This is a genomic window from Streptomyces sp. NPDC002926 (genome assembly GCF_053591755.1).
The window spans coordinates 45,180-48,169 of the sequence record NZ_JBSFUK010000037.1 but is presented as its reverse complement, the minus strand read 5'-3'; the positions used below and the strand labels follow the sequence as shown (position 1 = coordinate 48,169).

Here is a 2,990-nt window from a genome sequence, read left to right as displayed (position 1 = left end):
CGCGGCGGCCGCACCGCCCGCGCGGGCGAGTCCGGCAGCGTCGTCACCCTGGTCCTGCCCAACCAACGCCGCGAGATGGCACGCCTCATGGCAGCGGCCGGCATCACCCCGCACACCGCCCAGGTCCGCTCCGGCGAAGCCGAACTCAGCCGCATCACCGGCGCCCAGCCCCCCTCCGGCATCCCCGTCAGCGTCAGCGCGCCGGTGACGGAGCGCCCCAAGCGCGGCGGCGCCCCGTTCCGCGGCCGCGGTACCCGTCCGGGTCAGCCCGGTCGCTCCGGTGGCGAGTCCCGCCGGACCGCCGAGGCCCGCCAGACCGCCGAGGCCCGTAAGGCCGCACGGGTCCGTCGTGGCGCGTAGACCGGGCGACCGGCCCCTCGCACGTGGCGAGACTGCAGTGCCGAAATCCGGCCGTACCGAACAATCTTGACGGGGGCTTCCCGGCCTCCCCTTCGAGTTCTGGACGCGGCTGATGCGGCGTGCGTCGGCGGCGAGTTCGGCTCGCGCGTCCTTCGCGGACTCACACGTCGGCATTCAGCGCAGGGGCAGCACGAGTTCGGACGGGTCATTCTCCGGCGAGCCGAACGACACCTTGCTGAGGAGCGGTGTGCGACCGCCGTACAGCGGGTCCTTGGTATCGAGGACCAGAGCCAGCCGGTGCCCGGCGGGCAGGTCGTAGGCAGTGGCGAAGAGCGGGATGTCGAGGGCGAAGGCCCGCCCCGGCATCCTGCCCGACCAGCTCTGCGGGGCGTGGGAGATCAACTTCCCCACGCCGAGGGCGTTCACGTCGTAGAGGTGGCCGATCACCGTGCCCTCCGGCCCGGAGGCGGTGACGGTCGTGTGCAGCCTGACGGCTCCGCGGATGTGCTGCGTGGCCCCGTACGGTGCCGACTGCCATACGGCTCCGGACCAGCGGGGCAGCGACGGGACCACGACGACGGGAGGCAGCTTGACGACCTGGTCGAGCAGTCCTGACAGTTCGGTGATGCCGCCGTCGGCACCCGAGTTCGTACCGCCGACGACCGGCGTCTGCCATCCCGTCCCGGCCGTGCCGCTGTTCCCGGGCGGGCCGCCGTCGAGGGCACCGGTGCCGAAGGCGTTCGCACCGCCGAGCCGCAGCCGCTGGGTCCGCGAACTGACGGCCTGCCAGGATGGATAGGTCTCGCGTGCCCCACCGGGCCGCACTTCCAGCTCCACCGGCGGCCGAGGTGAGCCGCCGCTGCCCTTGAGGTGCTCGTCGAACCAGCTGAGCGCACTCGCCCAGGTGGCGTTATCCAGCCCGAGCAGGCCGGTGACCTCCTGCGTGGCATGGTCGCCGGGACGTAGCTCGATCCGCTTGGGACCGGTCAGCTTCTGATAAAAGGCAGTGATCTGGCTGGGGTTGAAGATGCTGTCACCCCATGCGCCGGCGAGGAAGACGGCTGTGCCGTTGGTGTTGATGCGGTCCACGTACGCGCCCGGGGACCTGGTCTGCGCCCATCTGACGACGTCGGGGGCATTGCGGTCGGAGAAGAGGTTGTCAAGCATCCGCCGGAGCTCGGCGCTCTCCCGGCCGACGGGTGCCCCTACGGCGGTGAGTGCGGCGGCGGCCTGCAGATGCCGTGTTTCGCCGCTGTACAGCGAGTCGACAAGGTCTCCCCAACCGCTCATCGCGGCCACCGCTTTGATCCGCGGATCGGCGGCGGCCCCCATCAGGGTCAGACCGCCTCCCAGGGAGAGACCGGTCATCCCGATCCGCCGCGGATCGGCCGGAGTCCGGGCGATGACCCAGTCGATGACCGACGAGATGTCCGCCACGTCCTTGGGCCCGGCAACGTCGACCTCGCCGCCGGAGAGCCAGAAGCCGCGGACGGTGTAAGTGACCACGAGATAGCCGCTCGCGGCGAGTTTCTTGCCCTGCAGGACGTACTCGAGGTCGTTCTGCCCCCAGCTGGCCGGCTGCACGATCACCGGGTAGCGGCCGTGCGCGTCGGCGCCGGGTGTGCCTGGGGCGGGGGTGAAGACGTTCGCCTTGAGGACGACACCGTCCTTCATCGGGATGTCGGTGAGGCGCACGGAGGGTCCCGCCGTGGCTTGCGCTGCCGCGCGCTGCGGCCCCGGGTCCGCTGATGCCGGTGCCGTCCCTGCTGCCTGCGCTGCGGGTGCCGCGGCGACTGTTCCGACGAGGACGAGTGCCACCGCGACGGCGGCACTCATCGCCCCGACCTTGGCGCGGTGTCCACCGTGGCGTTGCGTTCGTCTCACTCGTGCTCCATCTGGCTCGGACCGTCGTGCCAGGAGGCACTGCACCACTGGTGCGGTGATCGGATCGTAGAGGTACAGAAGCAGCCGCGGTGAGGTGATGATCAGCCAAATTACCCACGGGTAGGGCGGGATCCGACGCCGCGGCGGGGCCGGGAACAGAGTCGAAACTGAGGCGCAATCAGCTCATGAGGGAGCCGTTGATGACGAAACCTCCCCTCGGCGTGGCGTGCCGTCCAATGGGTGACTATCGGCTTTTTCTCACTCGAAGAGCGCACGGTGTAGCCCGAATGCAGCGCTCCCGGCTGGTGCGGGGGGGAAAAGAGGCTGACGGTGAATCAAGTCGCCCCTGCGATCCGGTGACCGATGAAGTGTCGGTCTTCGCAGTCGCGGCGAAAGGAATGTGTCCCATGCGCTCTGCCCGCACCCTATTCGCGTCAGCCGCTACCACTGCGGTCCTCATGATCTCCGTTCCCGCCGCGTTCGCCGTGACTTCGGCAGACGACTGGAACAAGGAAAGCGGCTCGTCCAGCAGCGACAGCCAAGAGAAGTCTGAGAAGGGTGACTCGGAGAAGTCTGAGAAGGGCGACTCCTCCGAGAAGTCTGAGAAGGGTGATTCCGAGAAGTCCGAGAAGGGCGACTCGGAGAAGTCCGAGAAGGGTGATTCCGAGAAGTCTGAGAAGGGCGACTCGGAGAAGTCTGAGAAGGGTGATTCCGAGAAGTCTGAGAAGGGCGACTCGGAGAAGTCA

1 protein-coding gene and 2 pseudogenes are annotated in these 2,990 nt (G+C 68.9%); 2 read left to right on the top strand and 1 reads right to left on the bottom strand.

Annotated elements, in window-relative coordinates; genetic code table 11:
• Nucleotides 1-360: pseudogene (locus ACWDZ6_RS30435) on the top strand (DEAD/DEAH box helicase); the annotation flags it as partial.
• A gap of 174 nt (nt 361-534) precedes the next feature.
• Here ACWDZ6_RS30435 and ACWDZ6_RS30430 read toward each other — a convergent pair.
• A complete protein-coding gene (locus tag ACWDZ6_RS30430) occupies nt 535-2,196 on the bottom strand; it encodes a CocE/NonD family hydrolase (protein WP_451505394.1) in 1,662 nt (553 codons plus the stop codon).
• Between the two features lie 455 nt (nt 2,197-2,651).
• Between ACWDZ6_RS30430 and ACWDZ6_RS30425 the strand changes: the two are divergent.
• Nucleotides 2,652-2,990: pseudogene (locus ACWDZ6_RS30425) on the top strand (hypothetical protein); the annotation flags it as partial.